Below are 15,460 nucleotides of genomic sequence, written 5' to 3'. Positions count from 1 at the left end.
TCCGGGGTTGTTGATTGTGCACGCCCTTACAACTTGGCGATCGACACCTCGGTGGATTTCACAAACGCGATCACTTCGCTGCCGACCACCAGCTCAAGCTCTTTCACAGAGCGGGTGGTGATCACCGAAGTGACGATGCCGGAAGCGGTTTGCACGTCGATTTCCGACAGCACGTCACCCAGTACGATTTCCTTGATCGAGCCTTTGAACTGGTTACGAACGTTGATGGCTTTGATAGTCATGATGTTGATTCCTGTCGTTGAATGAGGCTTGAGTTATTGAGCCCAACGCAATTGCGTAGGCAAGGGTGAAACAGGTTCCGGCTCCGGCGGCTGGCCGGGCAGTGCGAGGACGCGATTGAGGACTTCGGTTTCCAGCGCCGCCAGCCGATGCGAACCCCGAACCCGAGGGCGCGGCAGTTCCACGTGCAGGTCGAGGCCGACTTCGCCCTCTTCGATCAGGATTACCCGATCGGCAATCGCCACCGCTTCACTGACATCGTGGGTCACCAGCAACACGGTGAAACCGTGCTTCTGCCAGAGCCGTTCGATCAGTTGCTGCATTTCGATCCGGGTCAGGGCATCCAGCGCGCCCAGCGGTTCGTCCAGCAACAGCAGGCGCGGTTGATGGATCAGCGCGCGGGCCAGGGCCACACGCTGCTTCTGCCCGCCGGACAAAGCCGCCGGCCATTCATTGGCGCGGTCCGCCAGACCGACCGACTCCAACGCTTCCAGCGCCTGTGGCCGCCAGTTGCCCGAGAGCCCGAGGCCGACGTTGTCGATGACCTTTTTCCACGGCAGCAGACGGGCTTCCTGGAACATCAGCCGGGTGTCTTCCCGCGCATCGCTCAGCGGTGCAGAACCGGCGAGCAATTCACCGCCAGTCGGCTTATCGAGACCGGCGAGCAACCGCAGCAAGGTACTTTTGCCGCAACCACTGCGACCCACCACGGCGACGAATTGGCCGGCCGGAATGTGCAGATCGATCTCGCGCAGCACCTGCCGCGAACCGAAGGTTTTTTGCAGCTTGCGCACCACCAGCGGAATCCCGCGCAGCAGGCGTGGAGGTTGTTGAGCGGTCATGCGGCACCTCCTTTGGCAACCTGATACGCCGGATGCCAGCGCAGCCACACACGTTCAAGTCCACGGGCCGCGAGGTCGGCCAGTTTGCCCAGCACCGCGTACATCAGGATCGCCAGGACCACCACGTCGGTCTGCAAAAACTCCCGGGCGTTCATTGCCAGGTAACCGATGCCGGAGCTCGCGGAAATGGTTTCAGCAACAATCAAGGTCAGCCACATGAAACCCAGCGCAAAACGCACGCCGACCAGAATCGAAGGCAATGCACCCGGCAAAATGACCTGACGGAACAGACTGAAACCGGACAAGCCGTAGCTGCGCGCCATCTCCACCAGCGCCGGGTCGACGTTGCGGATGCCGTGATAGGTGTTGAGGTAGATCGGGAACAAGGTGCCCAACGCCACAAGGAAAATCTTCGCCGACTCATCGATGCCGAACCACAGGATCACCAGCGGAATCAGCGCCAGATGCGGCACGTTACGGATCATCTGCACCGAACTGTCGAGCAGGCGTTCGCCCCATTTCGACAGGCCGGTAATGAAGCCCAGCGCCAGGCCGATGCCGCCACCGATGGTGAAGCCCAGCGCCGCACGCCAGCCGCTGATGGCCAGGTGCGTCCAGATTTCACCGCTACGCACCAAGCTCACGCCGGCTTCGATCACGGCAATCGGCGCCGGCAGAATCCGTGTCGACAACCAGCCCGCCGACACCGACAACTGCCACACCGCCAACAGCAAAATCGGCAACGCCCAGGGCGCCAGGTTGTGGATGATTCTCTTCATGGCGCGCCTCAGCTCTGGGACGCAGCTTTGGGAAGAATGTCGTTGGCGACCATCTCGCCGAACGGGCTGACGTAACCGGCGCTTTTCGGCAATTCCGGACGCTCGATGTCCAGGTGCGGGAACAGCAACTCGGCGACGCGGTACGACTCTTCCAGGTGTGGGTAACCGGAGAAGATGAAGGTGTCGATGCCCAGGTCCGCGTATTCCTTCACGCGGGCGGCCACGGTCGGACCGTCGCCGACCAGTGCAGTACCGGCACCGCCACGCACCAGGCCGACACCGGCCCACAGGTTAGGGCTGACTTCCAGGTTGTCGCGGCTGCCGCCATGCAGCGCCGCCATGCGCTGCTGGCCCACGGAATCGAAGCGCGCCAGGGAAGCCTGGGCACGGGCGATGGTGTCGTCGTCCAGGTGCGAGATCAGTCGATCCGCCGCTTGCCAGGCTTCGGCATTGGTTTCACGGACGATCACGTGCAAGCGAATACCGAAGCGCACCGTGCGACCAAGCTTCGCGGCTTTGGCGCGAACCTGTTCGATCTTCTCGGCCACGGCGGCCGGCGGTTCGCCCCAGGTCAGGACCATTTCCACTTGCTCGGCGGCCAGGTCTTGCGCGGCTTCCGACGAGCCGCCGAAATACAGCGGCGGACGCGGCTGCTGGATCGGCGGATAGAGCAACTTGGCGCCCTTCACGCTGATGTGCTGACCGTCGTAATCGACGGTTTCGCCTTCCAGCACGCGACGCCAGATGCGGGTGAATTCCACAGAAGCCTGATAGCGCTCTTCGTGGGTCAGGAACAAACCATCGCCGGCCAATTCTTCCGGATCACCGCCGGTCACCAGGTTGAACAGCGCACGACCGCCGGACAGGCGATCCAGTGTCGCGGCCTGACGTGCTGCCACCGTCGGGGAAATGATCCCGGGGCGCAGGGCGACAAGGAACTTCAAACGCTGGGTCACCGGGATCAGTGACGCGGCCACCAGCCACGAGTCTTCGCACGAGCGGCCAGTGGGAATCAGCACCCCGCCGAAGCCCAGGCGATCCGCCGCTTGCGCGACTTGTTGCAGGTAACCGTGGTCAACGGCGCGAGCGCCTTCGGCGGTGCCAAGGTAATGGCCGTCGCCGTGGGTAGGCAGGAACCAGAAGATATTGAGGCTCATGGAGTGGTCTCCTTGGGGAATCGAATTACCGGGCTTTTGGTTACTGAGCCTTGGCAACGGCTGCCGGCGGCGTCCAGATCACGTCTTTGATACTCAGCGGCTTCGGAATCAGCTTGAGCTGGTAGAAGCTGTCGGCAATTTTCTGTTGCGCGGCGACCACTTCCGGGGTCAGGAACAACGCGCCGTAGCCCTGGCGTTTCACCGAGGTCAGGGTGATGTCTTCCGGCAAGCCGAGCAGTGGCGAGACCTGCTTGGTCACGTCTTCAGGATTGGCCTTGGACCATTCGCCGACGGCGCGCACTTCTTCCACGAGGGTCTTGATCACCTCAGGATTTTTCTGTGCGTAAGGCTTGGTCGCCAGGTAGAACTGATGGTTGTCGACGATGCCCTTGCCATCGCGCAGGGTGTGCGCTTGCAGCTGCTTCTCGGCGGCGGCCTGGTACGGGTCCCAGATGACCCAGGCATCGACACTGCCACGCTCGAACGCGGCGCGGGCATCGGCCGGCGGCAGGAAGACGGTCTGGATGTCGGTGTATTTGAGGCCGGCGTCTTCAAGTGCGCGGACCAGCAGGTAGTGAACGTTGGAGCCTTTGTTGAGCACGACTTTCTTGCCCTTGAGGTCCTTCACCGATTTGATCGGCGAGTCCTTCGGCACCAGGATCGCTTCGCTGTGCGGCGCTGGCGGTTCGTAGGCGACGTAGAGCAGATCGGCGCCCGCCGCTTGAGCGAAGACCGGAGGCGTTTCGCCGGTGACACCGAAGTCGATGGAGCCGACGTTCAGGCCTTCAAGCAGCTGCGGGCCGCCGGGGAATTCAGTCCATTGCACATCGACACCTTGGGCGGCGAGGCGTTTTTCCAGCGTGCCTTTGGCTTTGAGCAGCACCAGGGTGCCGTACTTTTGATAGCCGATCCGTAGGGTTTCAGCTTGTGCTTGAGTAATGGCGCCGAAGGTTACAGCCGCAGCAAACAGAGCGACCAGACCACGACGCAAAATGACAGTGCGCATAGCGCTCTCCTTTTTGCAGTTGGGTTTTGGCTGCACCTGCTTAACCGTTGACGGCTGAGTAAGGTGAGTACATCAAGTCAGGGTGAGGCTTAAATGCTCCAGCGAGCACTCAACAAACGATCATTCAGCAGGTTCGGATCGATCGGCTTGGGCCGTCGGGCCATGGCGCTGAAGAACAGCTCCAGCGATTCATTCAGTCGTTGTTCCAGCTCCGGTGCCAGCTGCGCCTGGACGCTGCCTTCGCCGTAAGCGATCTGGCTGTCCACAGCGAAAATCCCGTGGAGCATTTCCTGGGCTTTCAATGCCGACAGCACTGGCTTGAGTGCGTAATCCACTGCCAGCATGTGAGCGATGCTGCCGCCGGTGGCCATGGGCAATACCACTTTGTGCGCCAGGGCGCGTTCGGGCAGCAGGTCCAGCACGGTTTTCAAAGCACCGGAAAACGACGCTTTGTACACCGGGGTGGCGATCAGCAGGCCATCGGCGTTTTCAATCTGTTGCAACAGGTCGATCACCTTGGGGCTGTCGAACCGTGCGTGCAGCAAATCTTCGGCCGGGAAGTCCCGTACCTGATAACTCACCACTTCCACACCTTGCTCTTGCAACCAGCGTTGGGAGCGCTCCAGCAGCACCCCGGAACGGGAGCGTTGGCTGGGACTGCCACCGAGTGAGACGACCAGCATTCAGACGATTCCTTGAACGGTGCAGGCGATTCGCAGTGGGCGATCTCGCTTCGATGGAGAGACCTTAACAGGTGATTTATATATCTTTAAATCATATTTATTCATTTGGTTATGCGTTTAAGAGATATGTAAAAACCTTTCTTCCGGGCAAAAAAACAGGCCGTGAAAACGGCCTGAAATTCCCCTGCTTTATGGATGCTGCTGAATCTGAATTCTGTGGCGCCTGATACTCCGTCATCGCGAGCAGGCTCGCTCCCACAGTTGACCGCGTTCTAATGTGGGAGCGAGCCTGCTCACGAAATTAATTCCAGCAACACCAAAAATGATGCGGGTTACTTGTTCGGCTGCGGCGTCAGGCGCAGGTACGGTTTCACCGCGCGATAACCCTTTGGAAAGCGCTTCTTGATTTCCTCTGGATCCTGAAGCGACGGCACGATCACTACTTCTTCACCGTCCTTCCAATTGGCCGGGGTGGCCACCTTGTAGTTGTCGGTGAGTTGCAGCGAGTCGATCACCCGCAGGATTTCATGGAAGTTGCGGCCGGTGCTCGCCGGGTAGGTGATGGTCAGGCGCACCTTTTTGTTCGGGTCGATCACGAACAGCGAACGCACGGTCAGGGTGTCGTTGGCGTTCGGGTGAATCAGGTCGTACAGGTCCGATACCTTGCGATCAGCGTCGGCCAGGATCGGGAAGTTGACGATCGTGTTCTGGGTTTCGTTGATGTCCTCGATCCACTTGTGGTGCGAGTCCACCGGATCAACGGACAACGCGATGGCCTTGACCCCGCGCTGGGTGAATTCATCCTTGAGCTTGGCGGTGAAGCCCAGCTCGGTGGTGCACACCGGAGTGAAATCCGCCGGGTGGGAAAACAGCACGCCCCAGCTATCGCCCAGCCATTCATGGAAACGGATGGTGCCGGCGCTGGAATCCTGTTCGAAGTCGGGTGCGATGTCGCCGAGTCTGATGCTCATGGTGGGCTCCTGATGAGTAGGTGTAGAACTCAACTGTAGCTCGTGTTGGGGAGTTTAGAAAAAGAATAAATAAAGACATTCTTAGGCCCAAATAGAATATTAAAGATCTGTTCACTGGACCTGCAAAGTCATCGCGACGACTATCGCTTCCAAGGTTCGAGAAGGCCTTGAGTCGCTGCAAAAGAGGGAACGTTTCGGGACGGGATTACGGGGGTGACCCCGCCCCGAAAACGCAAAAGCCCCGCCCGGCGTGATGCCGGGCGGGGCTTTTTTTCAGCGGTTACGCGAGCGCTATTACAACAGCGGGATCGAGTAGCTGACGATCAGGCGGTTTTCGTCCTGGTCGCGCTGACCAGGGATGTCGTTGCGCCAGGTAGCGTTTTTCCACATCACGCCCAGGTTCTTCAGCGTGCCTTCTTGTACGACGTAACCGACGGTCAGGTCGCGTTCCCACTCGGAGCGGCCAGTATCGTTGACGTTGACTTGGCGGGTGCCGACTTTACCGGAGGTGTCGATGTTGTCGCCACGCAGGTAAACCACACCGGCGGTCAGGCCAGGGATGCCAACCTTGGCGAAGTCGTACGAGTAGCGAGCTTGCCAGGTGCGTTCACCGGCACGGGCGAACTTGGCAATCTGACTGTCGGTAGTCAGGTAAGCCGACGAACCGTCACCCTGGTTAAGCCATGGGAAGTCGCTGTTGCCGTTGCTGACCTGATAGCCGCCACCGAAGGTATGACCTGAAACGCTGTACAGGAACAAGCCGCTGTACAGGTTGTTGTCAACCTTGCCCTTGGTGATGCCAGTGCCGTAGTCACCAGTGGTGAAGTAGGCAGAGTCATGGCCATTGGCGCCATCATCACGGCTGTTGAAGTAACGGAAGTCCGACTTCAACACGCCTGGACCGATGGCCCAGTTGTGAACCAGACCCAGGAAGTGCTGCTTGTAGAAGTCTTCCAGGTTGCCGTAGTAGTACTGGGCAGTCAGGTCTTTGGTGATTTTGTAGTCACCGCCACCGTAAATGAATTTGTTGCTGTCGCGACCGGCAGCCGTGTGGGCGTTGGCACCAGCGATCGACAACTCTTCGTTGTTGCTGGAGTTACGACCTTTGGCGTGCTCGATCTGACCACCGACCAGTGTCAGGTCTTTGATTTCGTTCGTAGTGATCTGGCCACCCTGGAAGGTTTGTGGCAGCAGACGACCGTCGTTGGTCACGATAACCGGCAGTTTTGGCTGCAGGGTGCCCAGCTTCAGTTCAGTCTGGGAGATCTTGGCTTTGGCAGTCAGACCCAGGCTGGAGAAGTTATCAACCGCTTCGCCGTTGGATTTGCTTGGGAAAACAGTGCCGCCGTACGAAGTCGAAGTGGCGCCGTTAGTACCACCGCCCGTATCCAGACGCACGCCCAGCAGGCCGATAGCATCGATACCGAAGCCGACGGTGCCTTGGGTGTAACCGGAGGTGAAGCGCAGATCGAAGCCTTGGCCCCACTCTTCCAGCTTGTTCTGAGCCTTGGCAGCTTTGGTATCGCCGTCACGGTTATCAGTGTTGATGTAGAAGTTACGCAGCCCCAAAGTAGCTTTGCTGTCTTCGATGAAACCGGCGGCGCCTGCCTGCTGCGCCAAAACCCCTACGGCCACAGCCAGGGCCAAGGTGGACTTGTTCATTGTTTCGCTCCTCTCGTTTCTAATTTTTTCGGTCCTGAGTCGAATGCCCTGGATCCTGAAATGTGCGGATACCGCCAACCGCAATCCGCGCGCCACTCAACTGATGTGTCTAAGTCAAGGGTCTAAGCGCGGCGAATGGGCCGGCATGGTAAACGTAAATACATTTATTTCATTCTTTTTCATGCCGTGCGGGAATAAAAAGCGGCATTTTAATCGCGGCAGGACACTCAATATCGGCCCCGGCGGGATGCACTTTAGGGGTTTATTTTAAAAGCCAAAAAGAATAATAAATTCCTAAGTAATATCTAATTGGCATATACGAAAAATTCACAAAAAAGCCCCGCCAAACGGCGAGGCTCTTTTGCGCAATCTCTTACAAGAAGCTGTAGGTGTAGTTGAAGATCAGACGGGTCTGGTCTTGGTCAGCGTTGGTGTTGCCACGATAAGCACCGTGACGCACCGTCGTGCCAAACCCTTTAAGTGGACCGGTTTGAATCACATAGTCCACGCGCAGGTCGGTTTCCCGCTCGTTCAGGTCTTCACCCGCGCCGCTGACGGTCTTGATATCCCGGCCATACAAGTAACCAGCCGAAGCTTTCAAGCCTGGTACACCCAAAGACGCGAAGTCATAGGTGTACTGACCGTACGTGGTGTTTTCACCGGCACGGATAAAGCTGCCCACAGTGGCATCGGTGAACGAGTAGAAGCTGGCGCCGCCAGCGCCTTCGTTGCGACCGTTACCATCGACAACGTTGCCTTGGTTCAAGAAGACAAAGCCGCCGTCATCGTTGACACGCTGATGCCCGAGCAGGAACGCGTTGCCGCCCAGGGTGTAGGTGAACGTGGCGCTCCAGGTCTTGTTATCGACCTCGCCCTTGTTCTTGGCGAAACCACCGTTGTTGCTGAATTGGTAGCCAGCGTCACCGTTCTTGCCGTCGGAGCTGCTGTCGAAATAACGAAGATCGGTCTTGAACGACTGGTTGGGTGCGATCGGGTAGACGTGCACCAGACCGAGGAAGCTCTGCTTGTAGAAATCTTCCAGGTTCGCGTAGTAGTACTGCAGCATCAGGTCTTTGGTGACCTTCCAGTCAGCACCGGCATAACGGAACTGATTGCTGTCCTGAGTAGCGCCAGCCACAGACAGGCCAGTGCTGTTGCTGGACGCGCGACCGGTCGCGTGTTCCAGCTGACCTACGTTGAAGGTCACGTTGTCGATTTCCTTCGAGGTGATGGTGCCACCTTCAAAGGTTTGTGGCAGTACGCGACTGTCGTTCGCGATCAGGATCGGCATGTTTGGCTGCAGGGCACCACCGTAGTGGGCCTCTGTCTTCGAGAAGCGTGCCTTGACGTTGCCCGCCACGCGGCTCCACGAACTCTCTGCCGAACCATCGGTATCGCTAGGGCTGAAGGAGTTATTGTCCGGGTGATGGCCCTTACCGCCGTCCAGATGGATACCGACCAATGCCTGGGCATCGATACCGAAACCTACGACACCTTGGGTGAAGCCCGACTGGTAATCGAACTTGAGGCCTTCAGCGGCTTCTCGCTGACGGTTGGCTGGAATCTTGGCACCTTCACGGACATCGGCGTCGAAATAGTAGGTGCGCGAACTGACGGAAGCCTTGCTGTCTTCGATGAAACCAGCGGCGCCTGCCTGCTGCGCCATAACCCCTAGGGCCACGGCCAGCGCCAAGGTGGACTTGTTCATTGTTAAACTCCTCTCGTCTCTAATTCTTGTATTCCTGGCCCGGAATCAATGTCCCAAGTCCTAAGATGCGCGATTAGCGCCAGAGCGTGACCCACAAGTCAATCGTAACCATGTGTGTCTACGACCATGGTCTAATCCCCGTTTTTTGGTCCGTGCAGGGTCATGATTTCGTCATAAACCTGAAAAGAATGGCTGGATTCTTTTCTAATACCGTTTAGGAATTTGGCTCAACGTTTGCTGCCCCGCGGACTAGAGCGGCCAGCTCATAAGCTAATTCCTAAATGGTATTTATTAGGCGTTTTTTAGATCGATTAGGTTTGGAAGCAATTCCGCAACAATTCCTATCGATAAGGCCTACGCCATGACGACCAAGCGCGCACTATCCAACCCAATTGTTACAGTTTGTGTATCGGTATTATTTTCTTTTTCCGCCCATGCCGCGAACCTCACCGTCGGCTATCAAACCGGAATAGACCCCAGCAAAGTCCCCCAGGCGGATGGACTCTACGAGAAAACCATCGGCCAAAAAATTGACTGGCGTCGTTTCAACAGTGGGCCGGAAGTAGTAACCGCCATCGCCTCGGGTGACGTACAGATTGGCAACCTCGGCTCAAGCCCGCTGGCCGCGGCCGCCTCGCGCAATTTGCCGATCGTCGCGTTTATCGTTTCTGCCCAGATCAACGCCGCCGAAGCGTTGGTGGTGCGCAACGGCAGCGGCATCGATAAACCGGAAGATCTGATCGGCAAGACTATCGCCACACCGTTCGTTTCAACCTCTCACTACAGCTTGCTCGGTGCCTTGAAGCACTGGGGCCTGGACGCCTCGAAAGTCAAAGTGGTGAACCTGCAACCGGCGGAAATCGCTGCCGCCTGGAAGCGTGGAGACATCGACGGTGCGTTCGTCTGGTCGCCCGCCCTGGGGGAAATTCGCAAGACTGGCAAGACGTTGACTGACGCCGCACAGGTCGGTCAGTGGGGCGCGCCGACTTTTGAAGTGTGGGTAGCGCGCAAGGATTACGCCGAGAAACATCCGGACGTCGTAGCCAAGTTCGCCAAGGTGACGCTGGACTCGTTCGCCGACTATGCGGCACATAAAGACAGCTGGACCGCCGATTCGGTGCCGGTACAGAAAATCGCCAAACTGACCGGTGCCAATGCCGCCGATGTACCGGAATTGTTGGCCGGTTCTGCATTCCCGGACGCCAAGGCGCAACAAACCACCGCGCTGCTGGAGGGCGGCACGGCGAAGGCGATTGGTGAGACGGCGAAGTTTTTGAAGGAACAAGGCAAGGTTGAGACGGTGCTGCCGGACTATTCGCCGTATGTCAGCGCCAAATTTGTCGCTCAGTAGATAAAACGGTCGCTTCGCAACCGATCGCGAGCAGGCTCGCTCCCACATTGGTTTTGCATACGCCAATAAACGTGTGGGAGCGAGCCTGCTCGCGATGGAGTCACCTCGGTTACAAGGTTTTTTCGAAGATCTTCGAATTACGCTGATAGTTGTACAGCGACGCCCGCGCCGACGGCAGGCGCTCGACGCTGCTTGGCACAAACCCGCGCTCGCGGAACCAGTGAGCCGTACGGGTAGTCAGGACAAACAAGGTTTTCAAACCCTGAGCCCGGGCACGGGTTTCAATCCGTTCCAGCAGCTCATCCCCGCGACCGCCATGACGGTACTCCGGGTTCACCGCCAGACACGCCAACTCCCCGGCATCCGAATCGGCAATCTGATACAGCGCCGCGCAAGCGATGATCATGCCTTCGCGCTCGACCACGCTGAACTGCTCGATCTCACGCTCCAGCACCTCACGCGAACGCCGCACCAGAATCCCCTGCTCTTCCAGCGGGCTGATCAAGTCCAGCAAACCGCCAACGTCTTCAATCGCGGCCTCGCGCACGACCTCGAATTGCTCCTGTGCCACCAGCGTACCGCCGCCGTCACGGGTGAACAGTTCGGTCAGCAGCGCGCCGTCTTCGGCGTAACTGACGATATGGCTGCGCGCCACGCCGCCACGGCAGGCTTCAGCCGCCGCATCCAGCAGTTCCGCCTGATAGTTGCTGCCCAGACGCTGCAAATGCGCCGGCACTTGTTGCGGGCGCAGCTCGCGCACCAGACGACCGTTTTCATCGATCAAGCCCAGGTCCGCGCCGAACAGCAGCAGTTTATCGGCACCCAGGTCGATGGCGGCGCGGGTCGCGACGTCTTCGCAAGCGAGGTTGAAAATCTCACCGGTCGGCGAGTAGCCCAGCGGCGACAGCAGCACGATGGAGCGCTCGTCCAGCAGGCGATTGATGCCTTTGCGGTCAACCCGACGCACTTCGCCGGTGTGGTGATAGTCGACACCTTCGAGCACGCCGATCGGCCGGGCGGTCACCAGGTTGCCGCTGGCCACCCGCAGGCGCGAGCCCTGCATCGGCGACGAAGCCATGTCCATGGACAGGCGCGCTTCGATGGCGATACGCAACTGGCCGACCGCGTCAATCACACACTCCAGCGTCGCGGCATCGGTGATGCGCATGCCGTGGTGGTAATGCGGGGTCAGGCCGCGTGCAGCGAGACGGGTTTCAATTTGCGGACGGGAACCGTGAACCAGCACCAGTCGTACGCCGAGGCTGTGCAGCAGCACCAGGTCGTGGACGATGTTGCCGAAGTTGGGGTGCTCCACGCCGTCGCCGGGCAGCATGACGACGAAGGTGCAATCGCGGTGGGCATTGATGTAAGGCGAAGCGTGACGAAGCCAATTAACGTATTCGGGCATGAACCTGGGCCTGTAATAAATAGCAGCCAAAAAATGGGCGAAACAGAAAACGCACAGCGGGCTGATGGTTATCGTCGGAACAGGCTTGGCGACACGCGCGCTCTCCTCATGAATACGGGTTTAAACATCGGCAATTTATACACTTTGTCGGTCATGACACAGACCCTGTGGGAGCGAGCCTGCTCGCGATGAGGCCAGACCAGTCAACATGGATGTTGAATGATAGATCGCCATCGCGAGCAGGCTCGCTCCCACATGGATGGTGCTCAACCAACCGACATCGGCGATTGGGCCGGTGTCAGGCAGTAATGTTCAATCAACTGTCGTAATAGATGCACGGTAGGCTGCAAACGTGACATTTCGAGGTATTCCCCCGGTTGGTGCGCACACGCGATGTCACCCGGGCCCAGCACCAGCGTTTCGCAGCCAAGGCGTTGAAGATAAGGCGCTTCCGTCCCGAACGCCACTGCTTCGGCGCGATGACCGGTGAGCTGCTCCGCGATGCGGACCAATTCAGCGTCTTCGGCCTGCTCGAAGGGCGGCACTTCAGGGAACAGCGGCGCGTAATCGATCTTCACCTGATGGCGCTCGGCAACCGGCTGGAGTTTCTGCAGAATCTCCGCGCGCAACACCTTGGGGTCCATGCCCGGCAACGGACGCAGGTCGAATTCCAGCGAACACTGACCGCAAATCCGGTTGGGGTTATCCCCGCCATGGATACAGCCGAAGTTCATGGTCGGAGTCGGCACGCCAAACTGCGGATTGCGGAATTCACGTTGCCACAGCAGGCGCAGGCCGCGCAATTCGCCAATCGCATCATGCATGGCTTCGAGGGCGCTATGACCCAGGCGCGGATCGGAGGAATGGCCGCTCTGACCGAGAATGTCGATGCGCTCCATCATGATGCCTTTGTGCATGCGGATCGGCTTGAGCCCGGTCGGCTCGCCGATCACCGCCGCTCGCCCCAACGGACGTCCTGCTGCGGCCAAGGCACGCGCGCCGGACATCGAGCTTTCTTCGTCGCAGGTGGCGAGGATCAGCAACGGCTGTTTGAACGGCTGGTCGAGCAACGGCAGGACGGCTTCGATGGCGAGGGCAAAAAAGCCTTTCATGTCGCAACTGCCCAGCCCGACCCAGCGACCATCGACTTCGGTCAGTTTCAGCGGATCGGTCTGCCACAACGCGCCATCGAACGGCACCGTGTCGCTATGCCCGGCGAGCACCAGACCGCCGGGGCCGGAACCAAAACTGGCCAGCAGGTTGAATTTGCCGGGGCTGACCTGCTGGATATCGCAGGCAAAACCCAGATCACCGAGCCACGTCGCCAGCAAATCGATCACCGGACGGTTGGTCTGATCGAGACTGGCCTGAGTGCAACTGACCGATGGTGCGGCAATCAGCGCAGCGAACTGATCTTTCATCGACGGCAACGGCATCGCTGACTCCAACTCCCGAATTGAAGTCCATCATAGAACCATCCGGTGACAGGAATAAACCGTCGCGGCGCGTAGGTCTGAGCAGTGCTGTACACTGCACGACCTTGGCAGCCACACATTCCCCCGGCTGCGCTCCCGATCCTGGATTTTCCGGCCATGCAGAAAGAAACTGAAATCAAACTCCGCGTCAGCCGCGAAACCCTCGCCGCACTGCGCGAGCACCCGCTCCTGAAAAAACGCAACAAAAGTGGCTGGGAACGCCGTGAACTGATGAACCAGTACTTCGACACGCCTGAGCGCGACCTGGCCCGCGCCAAGGTTGCCCTGCGCCTGCGCAAGGACGGCGAAGAAGTCATTCAGACCCTCAAGACCCGCGGCCAGAGCGTCGCCGGTTTGTCCGAGCGAAACGAATACGACTGGAACCTGCCCAAAGCCAAGCTCGACGTGAAGAAACTCGACGGCGAATGCTGGCCTGAAGAGCTGGCCGAGCTGGACAAGAAAACCCTGAAGCCGATCTTCACCACCGATTTCGTCCGCGAACGCGCTGAAATCGCCTGGGGCCGTGGCAAGACCAAAGTGGTCATCGAAGCCGCGCTGGACCTGGGCCACGTGGTGGTCGGCAAGCAGAAAGAAGAAATCTGCGAGCTGGAACTGGAACTGCGCGAAGGTGAACCGGCTGCATTGCTGGAACTGGCCGCCGAACTGGCCGCGACCCTGGCCCTGATGCCGTGTGACATCAGCAAGGCCGAACGCGGTTATCGCTTGTACGACGCCAACAGCTATTCGTTGAGCCTGCCGGCCCCGCAGATCAGCGCCGAAATGCCGCTGGATGACGCGTTCGCCGCGTTGAGCTGGCACTTGCTGAGCAGCAGCCAGCGTCTGGCCGAGCAATATCGCTTCAATGGCCACTGGCGTCTGTTGCAGGACTGGGTCGAAAACCTCGCTGAATTGCGCGCCCTGCTGAGCAGCCTTGGCCAGGCCGCGCCGCGTCAGTCGACGCACGATCTGCGTCTCGCCCTGGATGCCTTGCTTGAAGACTGGCGTCCGCTGGTTCAAGCCGGTCTGGACGACGAAGACGTGCGCAAAGCCGCGCCGGAGCAGTTCCTCGAAGAACTCGAAGACCCGCGCTGGGGCCTGTTCTCGCTGAACACCTCGCGCTGGTTGCTGGCCCGCACCTGGGCGGCCGATCGTAATGTTCGCGGCAATCGCCAGGGCGCTGCGCAACTGGGTAGCTGGTTGCCGCGCTTGCTCGGTGAAGAAGCGACGTCCCTGCAATTGCAGCGTTACCAGCAGCAGCCGGAAGATCTGGCCGAGCAACTGCCGCGCATCGAGCGCATCCAGTCCTGGTTGCACCATGCGCGCAACGTGCTGGAGGTCCCGGAAATGGATCGACTGTACGGCGAGCTGAAACAGTTGGCGTTGCTGGCTAACGAGCCGATCACCGATGAATTGCTGGATGCGCGTAAGCAGCAGGCGATTGCCGTTTATCAGAATCGTGCCTGGAAAATGCTGCTGCGTATGTAAAACCGTCATCGCCAGCAGGCTGGCTCCCACATTGGCTTTGTGCACGCCACAAAACCCGTGTGGGAGCTAGCCTGCTAGCGATGAGGCCAGCAAATTCACCGCAAATCTTCAGACCGGCAAACTCGTCGTCGACTTGATCTCCGACAACGCCACAATCGAGTTCACCTCCTGAATCCCCGGCACCATCGACAGCTTCTCAAAGAAAAACCGCTCATACGCCTCGATGTCCGCCGTGACAATCCGCAACAAGAAATCCACCGACCCCATCAGCACATAACACTCCAGCACTTCGGGAAAACCGCGAATCGCCTCGGTGAACTCAGTGAAGTTCGAACGCCCGTGCGCGTTGAGTTTGACCTCGGCAAAGATCTGCGTGTTGAGCCCGATTTTCTTGCGGTCCAGCAGCGTCACTTGGCCGCGAATGATCCCCTCCTCCTTCATCCGCTGAATCCGCCGCCAGCACGGCGACTGCGAAAGCCCCACCTGCTCGGCGATCTGCGCGCTGGAGAGCGAAGCGTCCTCTTGCAGCAACGCGAGAATCTTGCGGTCGTAGCCATCCAGTTCGCTTTGCATAGAAAAACCCGTAATCGATGTCTTGTTGAATCGCACGATTCGATAAATCGTTAATTAGCCCCATCATAGATAAGAAATGCCCGGCATCGAATGTAAAAATTCCTCCAGTGATTTTGGAGA

Annotated in this window: 14 protein-coding genes; 2 read left to right on the top strand and 12 right to left on the bottom strand. The window is 58.9% G+C overall.

What is annotated here, in order from left to right; all coding sequences use genetic code 11:
* Nucleotides 1–26: 26 nt before the first annotated feature.
* The 9 genes from KGB24_RS16395 to KGB24_RS16355 form a co-directional block, all read right to left on the bottom strand.
* Entirely contained in the window at nucleotides 27–242 is a 216-nt protein-coding gene (locus KGB24_RS16395; protein WP_003229256.1) for a molybdopterin-binding protein, read from the bottom strand.
* Between the two features lie 33 nt (nucleotides 243–275).
* On the bottom strand, nucleotides 276–1,082 hold the full coding sequence (gene ssuB / locus KGB24_RS16390; protein ID WP_008040746.1) for an aliphatic sulfonates ABC transporter ATP-binding protein: 807 nt from the start codon (nucleotides 1,080–1,082) through the stop codon (nucleotides 276–278).
* A complete protein-coding gene (gene ssuC / locus KGB24_RS16385) occupies nucleotides 1,079–1,861 on the bottom strand; it encodes an aliphatic sulfonate ABC transporter permease SsuC (protein WP_192227512.1) in 783 nt (260 codons plus the stop codon). Before ssuC ends, ssuB begins: the two co-directional genes overlap by 4 nt.
* Nucleotides 1,862–1,869: 8 nt before the next feature.
* Nucleotides 1,870–3,018: an FMNH2-dependent alkanesulfonate monooxygenase gene (gene ssuD / locus KGB24_RS16380; protein WP_008026018.1), complete on the bottom strand. Its 1,149-nt coding sequence runs from the start codon at nucleotides 3,016–3,018 to the stop codon at nucleotides 1,870–1,872.
* A 40-nt stretch (nucleotides 3,019–3,058) separates the two neighbouring features.
* Nucleotides 3,059–4,024, bottom strand: coding sequence for a sulfonate ABC transporter substrate-binding protein (locus tag KGB24_RS16375; RefSeq protein WP_008026015.1), 966 nt, complete (start codon nucleotides 4,022–4,024; stop codon nucleotides 3,059–3,061).
* An 89-nt stretch (nucleotides 4,025–4,113) separates the two neighbouring features.
* The gene (gene ssuE, locus KGB24_RS16370; protein ID WP_008040741.1) at nucleotides 4,114–4,707 is read right to left on the bottom strand and encodes an NADPH-dependent FMN reductase; all 594 of its coding nucleotides are present in this window, start codon (nucleotides 4,705–4,707) and stop codon (nucleotides 4,114–4,116) included.
* A gap of 332 nt (nucleotides 4,708–5,039) precedes the next feature.
* Nucleotides 5,040–5,678, bottom strand: a complete 639-nt coding sequence (locus KGB24_RS16365; RefSeq protein ID WP_192416673.1) for a peroxiredoxin — start codon at nucleotides 5,676–5,678, stop codon at nucleotides 5,040–5,042.
* A 294-nt stretch (nucleotides 5,679–5,972) separates the two neighbouring features.
* Entirely contained in the window at nucleotides 5,973–7,340 is a 1,368-nt protein-coding gene (locus KGB24_RS16360; protein ID WP_008026008.1) for an OprD family porin, read from the bottom strand.
* Between the two features lie 373 nt (nucleotides 7,341–7,713).
* A complete protein-coding gene (locus KGB24_RS16355) occupies nucleotides 7,714–9,048 on the bottom strand; it encodes an OprD family outer membrane porin (RefSeq protein ID WP_223413749.1) in 1,335 nt (444 codons plus the stop codon).
* 361 nt (nucleotides 9,049–9,409) lie between these two features.
* Between KGB24_RS16355 and tauA the strand changes: the two genes are divergently transcribed.
* Nucleotides 9,410–10,399, top strand: a complete 990-nt coding sequence (gene tauA / locus KGB24_RS16350) for a taurine ABC transporter substrate-binding protein (protein WP_223413750.1) — start codon at nucleotides 9,410–9,412, stop codon at nucleotides 10,397–10,399.
* Between the two features lie 109 nt (nucleotides 10,400–10,508).
* On the opposite strand, the gene argA is transcribed toward tauA, so the two are convergent.
* Entirely contained in the window at nucleotides 10,509–11,807 is a 1,299-nt protein-coding gene (gene argA, locus KGB24_RS16345) for an amino-acid N-acetyltransferase (protein ID WP_008026003.1), read from the bottom strand.
* 266 nt (nucleotides 11,808–12,073) lie between these two features.
* Nucleotides 12,074–13,243, bottom strand: coding sequence for an acetylornithine deacetylase (gene argE / locus KGB24_RS16340; RefSeq protein WP_223413751.1), 1,170 nt, complete (start codon nucleotides 13,241–13,243; stop codon nucleotides 12,074–12,076).
* Nucleotides 13,244–13,399: 156 nt separating this feature from the next.
* Between argE and KGB24_RS16335 the strand changes: the two genes are divergently transcribed.
* Complete coding sequence (locus KGB24_RS16335; protein ID WP_008026000.1) at nucleotides 13,400–14,767, top strand: inorganic triphosphatase; 1,368 nt, start codon at nucleotides 13,400–13,402, stop codon at nucleotides 14,765–14,767.
* 108 nt (nucleotides 14,768–14,875) lie between these two features.
* On the opposite strand, the gene KGB24_RS16330 is transcribed toward KGB24_RS16335, so the two are convergent.
* On the bottom strand, nucleotides 14,876–15,340 hold the full coding sequence (locus KGB24_RS16330; protein WP_008024235.1) for an Lrp/AsnC family transcriptional regulator: 465 nt from the start codon (nucleotides 15,338–15,340) through the stop codon (nucleotides 14,876–14,878).
* Nucleotides 15,341–15,460 lie beyond the last annotated feature (120 nt).

It is taken from the genome of Pseudomonas sp. BF-RE-25 (genome assembly GCF_019956105.1).
Classification (GTDB): domain Bacteria; phylum Pseudomonadota; class Gammaproteobacteria; order Pseudomonadales; family Pseudomonadaceae; genus Aquipseudomonas; species Aquipseudomonas migulae.
Note: the sequence above shows the minus strand (reverse complement) of the source record. Positions and strands in the feature narration are given on the sequence as shown.

Excerpts from the sequence above, each read along its gene's own strand:
- KGB24_RS16395 (WP_003229256.1), bottom strand. The coding sequence starts at position 242 with ATGACTATCAAAGCCATCAACGTTCGTAACCAGTTCAAAGGCTCGATC.
- ssuB (WP_008040746.1), bottom strand. The coding sequence starts at position 1,082 with ATGACCGCTCAACAACCTCCACGCCTGCTGCGCGGGATTCCGCTGGTG.
- ssuC (WP_192227512.1), bottom strand. The coding sequence starts at position 1,861 with ATGAAGAGAATCATCCACAACCTGGCGCCCTGGGCGTTGCCGATTTTG.
- ssuD (WP_008026018.1), bottom strand. The coding sequence starts at position 3,018 with ATGAGCCTCAATATCTTCTGGTTCCTGCCTACCCACGGCGACGGCCAT.
- KGB24_RS16375 (WP_008026015.1), bottom strand. The coding sequence starts at position 4,024 with ATGCGCACTGTCATTTTGCGTCGTGGTCTGGTCGCTCTGTTTGCTGCG.
- ssuE (WP_008040741.1), bottom strand. The coding sequence starts at position 4,707 with ATGCTGGTCGTCTCACTCGGTGGCAGTCCCAGCCAACGCTCCCGTTCC.
- KGB24_RS16365 (WP_192416673.1), bottom strand. The coding sequence starts at position 5,678 with ATGAGCATCAGACTCGGCGACATCGCACCCGACTTCGAACAGGATTCC.
- KGB24_RS16360 (WP_008026008.1), bottom strand. The coding sequence starts at position 7,340 with ATGAACAAGTCCACCTTGGCCCTGGCTGTGGCCGTAGGGGTTTTGGCG.
- KGB24_RS16355 (WP_223413749.1), bottom strand. The coding sequence starts at position 9,048 with ATGAACAAGTCCACCTTGGCGCTGGCCGTGGCCCTAGGGGTTATGGCG.
- tauA (WP_223413750.1), top strand. The coding sequence starts at position 9,410 with ATGACGACCAAGCGCGCACTATCCAACCCAATTGTTACAGTTTGTGTA.
- argA (WP_008026003.1), bottom strand. The coding sequence starts at position 11,807 with ATGCCCGAATACGTTAATTGGCTTCGTCACGCTTCGCCTTACATCAAT.
- argE (WP_223413751.1), bottom strand. The coding sequence starts at position 13,243 with ATGCCGTTGCCGTCGATGAAAGATCAGTTCGCTGCGCTGATTGCCGCA.
- KGB24_RS16335 (WP_008026000.1), top strand. The coding sequence starts at position 13,400 with ATGCAGAAAGAAACTGAAATCAAACTCCGCGTCAGCCGCGAAACCCTC.
- KGB24_RS16330 (WP_008024235.1), bottom strand. The coding sequence starts at position 15,340 with ATGCAAAGCGAACTGGATGGCTACGACCGCAAGATTCTCGCGTTGCTG.